The organism is Sphingomonas sp. UYEF23 (genome assembly GCF_040546165.1).
Taxonomy (GTDB): Bacteria; Pseudomonadota; Alphaproteobacteria; order Sphingomonadales; family Sphingomonadaceae; genus Sphingomonas; species Sphingomonas glacialis.
In genome coordinates, this window is record NZ_JBEPNG010000002.1 from 608750 (window position 1) to 614749 (window position 6000).

6 protein-coding genes and 1 pseudogene are annotated in these 6000 nt (G+C 62.1%); 3 read left to right on the forward strand and 4 right to left on the reverse strand.

The window, feature by feature from the left end; translation table 11 throughout:
- Positions 1-173: 173 nt before the first annotated feature.
- The 3 genes from ABIB28_RS06095 to ABIB28_RS06105 all read left to right on the forward strand — a co-directional run bounded on the left by ABIB28_RS06095 (position 174) and on the right by ABIB28_RS06105 (position 3537).
- Positions 174-1358: a trypsin-like peptidase domain-containing protein gene (locus ABIB28_RS06095; RefSeq protein WP_354287101.1), complete on the forward strand. Its 1185-nt coding sequence runs from the start codon at positions 174-176 to the stop codon at positions 1356-1358.
- 72 nt (positions 1359-1430) lie between these two features.
- Positions 1431-2108 carry a response regulator transcription factor gene (locus ABIB28_RS06100; RefSeq protein WP_354287103.1) on the forward strand — a complete coding sequence of 226 codons (678 nt, stop codon included), beginning with the start codon at positions 1431-1433 and terminating at the stop codon, positions 2106-2108.
- Between the two features lie 37 nt (positions 2109-2145).
- The gene (locus tag ABIB28_RS06105; protein WP_354287105.1) at positions 2146-3537 is read left to right on the forward strand and encodes a sensor histidine kinase; all 1392 of its coding nucleotides are present in this window, start codon (positions 2146-2148) and stop codon (positions 3535-3537) included.
- Positions 3538-3551: 14 nt separating this feature from the next.
- Here ABIB28_RS06105 and ABIB28_RS06110 read toward each other — a convergent pair whose 3' ends face one another.
- The 4 genes and pseudogenes from ABIB28_RS06110 to ABIB28_RS06125 all read right to left on the reverse strand — a co-directional run.
- Complete coding sequence (locus ABIB28_RS06110) at positions 3552-4439, reverse strand: hypothetical protein (protein ID WP_354287107.1); 888 nt, start codon at positions 4437-4439, stop codon at positions 3552-3554.
- A 150-nt stretch (positions 4440-4589) separates the two neighbouring features.
- Entirely contained in the window at positions 4590-5288 is a 699-nt protein-coding gene (locus tag ABIB28_RS06115) for a sigma-70 family RNA polymerase sigma factor (protein ID WP_354287109.1), read from the reverse strand.
- Positions 5289-5539: 251 nt separating this feature from the next.
- Complete coding sequence (locus ABIB28_RS06120; RefSeq protein WP_354287111.1) at positions 5540-5830, reverse strand: hypothetical protein; 291 nt, start codon at positions 5828-5830, stop codon at positions 5540-5542.
- A gap of 75 nt (positions 5831-5905) precedes the next feature.
- A pseudogene (locus ABIB28_RS06125) lies at positions 5906-6000 on the reverse strand (IS5/IS1182 family transposase); the annotation flags it as partial.

Below are 6000 nucleotides of genomic sequence, written 5' to 3' on the forward strand. Positions count from 1 at the left end.
CAAAGTCATACCAATCGAACGAGTGACACACGCGTTGGCTCCGCTTCGAGCGCGGATCTTGGCCCGATATCCAGCCGAAAAGCCCACGTTAAAAATTATTAATGTGCGCCACAGGCTGATGTTCGGTGTCGCGCATAGACCCTGACACTGTTCTTCAATTTACGGGGTAGGCGATGCCACTTTCGAACCTCTTCGCGCGGCCGGCATTGGCTGCAATTCTGCTTGCCGGTGGGGCAGGCGTCGGCGCGACGGGCGCGCTGGCCCTGACCGAGGCGGCGACGCCCACCCGCGGCGTGGTAGCGCCGGCGGTCGCTCCCTTGCGTGATGGCCAGCGGCACGGTCTGGCCGACATGGTGGCAGCTGTCGGGCCAAGCGTTGTGCAGATCAAGGTCATGAAACATGCCGAGATGCAGCAGATGGCGTATGGCGGCGAAGGGGACGATCAGGAAGGTCTGGGAGAACAGCTGCGGCGCTTCTTCGGACCGCAATTCGCGCCCGGTGGTCGGGGCGGTGCGCAGCAGGCGCCATTGCAGGGCGCGCTGGGCTCGGGCTTCATCATCGACAAATCGGGAATCGTGCTGACCAACAACCATGTCGTCGACGGTGCGACGCAGGTGAAGGTCCAGCTCAGCGACGGCAAGGAATATGACGGCCGAGTGCTCGGCAAGGATCCCAAGACCGACGTAGCGGTGGTCAAGATCGAGGGCAGGGGAGACTTTCGTCCAATCGAGTGGGGCGACAGCGACCGAATCCGCGTTGGCGACAGCGTGTTCGCGGTTGGCAGCCCGTTCGGTCTTGGAAACACCGTTACCGCGGGCATTGTCTCGGCGCGCAGCCGCGACATCGGCAACGGACCGTATGACGATTACCTCCAGGTCGATGCCGCGATCAACTCGGGCAATTCCGGCGGACCGCTGTTCGACGGCTATGGCCGGGTGGTGGGCATGAACACCGCGATCTTCTCGCCGTCTGGCGGTAACGTCGGGATCGGCTTTGCCATTCCGGAAATGATGGCCCGGAGGGTGGCCGATCAGATCGTCGCGCATGGCAGCGTCGCGCGGGGCCATATTGGTGTCACCTTGCAGAACGTGACCCCCGACATTGCCGATACGATGCAGATGAAGGGCACTGCTGGTGCGCTGGTCGCCGATGTCGGTATCGACAGCCCGGCCGCCCTGTCCGGCGTCAAGCAGGGCGATGTCGTGCGCTCGTTCGATGGCAGGTCGGTCAAGGACACGCGCGCATTCTCGCGCATGGTCGCCGATGCCAGGGTCGGCGCGCGCGTGCCGATCACCGTCGTGCGCGACGGACGTCAGGTCGCGCTCGACTTGCGGATCGGCGGCGAGCACAATAGCTGACCGGTTCGTACTCGAGCGGGTCTAGCGGGGGACGGCCGGCGTCCTCCGCATCTCGTTCCCCGGAGGCTTTGCGTGAAGCTGCTGCTCGTCGAAGACGATCGTCAGACCGCTGACTACGTTCGGCGCGGACTGAGCGAACTCGGGCATAGCTGCGACGTCGCCTCGGATGGCGTCGAAGGGCTGACGGCCGCGCTCACACACGATTATGACGCGATCGTTCTAGACCGCAATTTGCCGCAACTCGACGGTATGGCCGTGCTCCAGGCGCTCCGGTCGCAAGGCAACCGTACCCCGGTGCTGCTCTTGTCGGCGCTCGGCGAGGTGAGTGATCGCGTTGCCGGGCTGCGCGCGGGCGGAGACGATTATCTTCCCAAGCCGTTTTCTTTTCAGGAACTCATCGCGCGGCTCGAGGCCATTGTGCGGCGGCGTGACGATCGGCCGGGCGCCGAGACCCGGCATACGGTCGGGAGCCTGAGCCTAGACCTGCTCGCCCGCACTGCACAACGCGGCGACCGTTCGATCGAGCTGCTGAACAAGGAGTTCCAGCTCCTCGACTATCTCATGCGACATGTAGGCCAGGTCGTTACGCGGACGATGCTGACCGAGGCCATCTGGGACTATGATTTCAATCCAGGGACGAACGTGATCGACGTCCATATGAGCCGCTTGCGCGCGAAGATCGACGGCGCGGGCGAACCTCCGATGCTGCGAACAGTGCGCGGCGCGGGATATCGGCTCGATGCGGCCTGACCCGCCGCCGGCGCGCAGTGCTGCATGGCGCGGTGCTTTGTGGATCACGCTGATCGCGCTGGTTACCACCAGCGTCGCGTTGACGCTGCAATACGTCCAGACGACACAGACTATCGACGCCCGCCGGGCAGCGGTCGTCGATGATGAAGCCAGCGGCTTGGTCGAGCGCTACCGCAGTGATGGCGTTCCCGGCGTCGCGCAAGCGATCCAGCGCCAAGTGTCCGTTCCCCGCATCCACGAATTCTTCTACCTGCTCACCTTGTCCGATGGGACGCCGATTGTCGGCAATCTGCTCGGCTGGCCGGCGGCGATTCAGCAGGGCGGCTTCTATCGGTTCGAAACCGCGGTGACGAACACCCGCGGCATCAGTAGCCGACGTTGGGTGGAAGCGCGCGCGATCGTACTCGATGACGGTGAGCGCCTGCTCGTCGGCGATTTCGCCGACGAGCGAGGTGTGTTGCGCGAACGCTATCTCTCGGGACTGTTGTGGAGTCTGGTCGCCACGGGTGCCCTCGGACTGCTGTTCGGCTGGTGGTACGCAAGGCGCGGCCTTGCGTTCGTCAAGCTCGTGTCGGACGTCGGGCAGCGGTTTCTCGGCGGGTCGATGGGCGAGCGCGTTCCGGTCTCGCAACGCGGTGACGAATATGATCGCCTTGCCGAGACGATCAATCGGACATTCGGCGAGGTCGAACGACTGGTCGATTCCCTGCGCGCGGCAACGGACGGAATGGCGCACGATCTCAAGACACCGCTTACACGAATTCGTGCGCGGCTCGAGCTGGCCGAAATGGAAAGCGGCAAAGACGTTACCCTGCGCAACGCCGTCGCCGAAACGCGCTCGGACCTCGACGCGATGCTGCAACTGATCGAAGATATGCTCAGTCTGGCGCGTGCCGAAGCGGCTGGGAGTGCTTCGTTCGCGCCTGTAGCGCTGAACGCGATCGTTGCCGAAGCGCTCGAACTTTATGCGCCGGTCGCCGAGGAGAAAGGGCTGAACGTCACAGCCGCACTGGCCCCCACGACGGTTTCCGGGTCGCGGCTGCTACTTGGGCGTCTGGTGGCGAATCTGCTCGACAACGCGGTCAAGTTCACGCCCACGGGGGGGCGTATCGAAGTTCGCCTGGACAGCGATGCGGACGGCGTGCGGTTCCAGATCGCCGACAGCGGCAGCGGCATTCCCGCCGAACGGGTTCAGGAGGCGCTGGGACGCTTTCGGCGGCTCGACGAGAGCCGGTCGACGGTCGGCAGCGGGCTCGGCCTCAGCATCGTCGCTGCGGTCGCGCGCGTTCACCGCGCCAACCTTCGGTTTGGCGATAACCTACCTGGCTTAAGGGTTGAACTTCGCTTTCCACTCGAAGGCGTGGACATCGCCACCCGCAATCGAGCGGAAAAGCCGCTTATTCGGAAGCCCCCAAGCCACACCGCATAATGAACGGGTGATCTCTAACGTTTCTGGTCGAGCCATCGGGTCGTCAGCGCTTCGACCAAGCGCCGCTCATCTCGCGCGAATGGCCGAAAGGGGTGGAAAGCGGCCTGTCCGGTTTGGAGCGAGAGTGGGCAATAACGCACTTTCGTTAATCTGTAATCGACGGGTTGTAGCCATTGTTTGCACCGTTTTGCGACCCGGCGAGACCCGGATGGTGCTTCAGCGTCCAGGGTCAGGCCGCCATCACGCAACCGTGTGATCAGCTTCTCCGCCTGACGCAGTGCAATCTTCCTGGCCGCGCGCGTGAGGATGGCGGGCGAATGCAGATATGTTGTCGCCATAAGCTGCGGCGGCAAAGTCACGCGATTAATGCTGCCCGCGAGTAACTCCTGTGCTGCGGTGGCGGCCATCATGTAAACCTCTTCCACGTCGTCGGGTCGCCCCGCCGTGTGGCACGCAACGACATATTCGCGGTGAAATGCCGCGAGGCCGGGATCGTTCGGGGCGTGCCGGCTGCTGTCGACTAGCAGGCGGGCAAGAAGATTCGGGACGCTGCTGCGATCGATCTCGGGACCGGTCATCACACGCGCGAAGCTCTTCAGGCGGTCGTTGATGACCCAGCGGGATTCGAGAAGCTCCGCGAGCACCTCCATGTTTCCGATCTGGGTAAAGCGATGATGCCGCTCCAACAGCGCCGCCACCACCGACCGGTATTCCGGATGGGATATCCCGCCCGGACAATGACCGGCCTGCACGAATGCCTGCGTCCAGGTGCTTGCCGCGCCAGCCTCCTGCGCGATCGCGCGGATGCCGAGATCGTCGGTAAGGAGCGCGCGCTTGGGCTGGAGAGACGCGAGCAGTGTGTCGTGGTAGGCCGGATCTATGCCCTTGACCATGTCGAGCATCTCGTCGGTCAGGGTGGCATCCGCCCTGCATGCTCGTTTCTCCAAGGCCAGGGTTAATTGATGAATACTAAGAGCCGGTGAATCTTGAAGAAGGCAATTGGCCTTCCGATGTTGCAGGCTAGCGCCCGTTTCTCAGTCGGTCCGTCAGTTTTACGGGTGCAAGTCGAGTCCCGCGTCATCAATTGACTGGCGGAGTTTCTGGAGTCCCCGGCGAACCCAGCTCTTCATCGTGCTAACCGGCACGCCTTGCATTGCAGCCATATCTGCGTGCGTCAGACCGCCAAAAAAGGCGCCATAGATAGCATCGCGCTCGCAGATCTTAAGCGTTTCAAGGCACGCCAGCAGTCCCGCACTGGATTCACCTTCTAGCATTGCCTCACTGATGAGCGGGGTGGGATCTGCTATCTCCCACGCGCCCTCGATGGGCACCGATCGGCGGACGTACTCGGTACGGACCCAATCTATGCAGCGGTTTCGCGCAAGTGTCGACATCCACGCAATTGCACTGCCACGGCCAGGATCAAAAGCGCCGGCCCGATTCCAGATCTTCAAGTAGACGTCATGGAGCATGTCCTCAGCGGCGGCCTGACTGCGGCAGACGCGAAAGCAAATGCCGAACAGCTTCGAACACGTGAGTCCGTACAGTTCGCGAAAAGCCTCCCGATCTTCCTGACCGGTGCGGAGAAGCGCCAGCGTTAATACCTGCTGGGCGCCTAGCGGCGGGACGCCATCAGCCACCGAAAACCCGATGGCCTCGCTAAGCGCAACGACGCGATCGAGAGTTTCACTTGCCGCGGTGCCGGAATTTCCGACCTGTCCACTGTCGAAACTATGGAAAGTCGGTTTCATAAAATCGTCAACGTCGCCCAGTTCGCTAAGTTGCGACCTCAAGGGAGATTGTGAAAATACTGCGAGGATCGTGCCTCACCACGAGCGACCGGCTGGCCCCGCCGGTTTCTCGATCATCTGACAAGCAACCAGAGGAAGCACGATCCTCATCGAAGCGCGGCTAGATCACTCGATTATCCAACTCTTGCAGGCTCGCAGCGGTCAAGCGTACTTCCGCATCTTTGCCACGTTGCGTTCGCTGGCCAAGCGCATCAACGCTGTCGATCCGGTTCGACTGAGACGTCAGCTTCTGTCTCGGCGGATTTTTCCAGGACCTTGTTGATCAATGATTCGGTGCCGGCCTCGCTGATTGTACGACCTAGGTCGATCGCCACTTCCGGCGTCATACTTACAATCTTCCCGTCATAACTCTCGACAAGCACGTGACCGTCCTCAACCCAAACCTTTCGCGGCGATCCATAGGGCTCGATACCTGCGATGCGCAGCGCGTGTTCAGCTTTCTCTTCGGCCGTGCGAGGCTGGAATTCGAAAGGACGAGTCATGTTCAACCCCTTGCTAGCAGATCGCAAATTATCGATCGAACGCGGATGGGTCCAGACAGGATCCTTTGCGCTAATCTAGGCCGTAGACTCGTAAGCTCGCAGCCACAGGCGCATTGAGGCGAGCTGGATCATGGCGAGGAAGTTGGCGGCGAGCTTGTCATAGCGGGTGG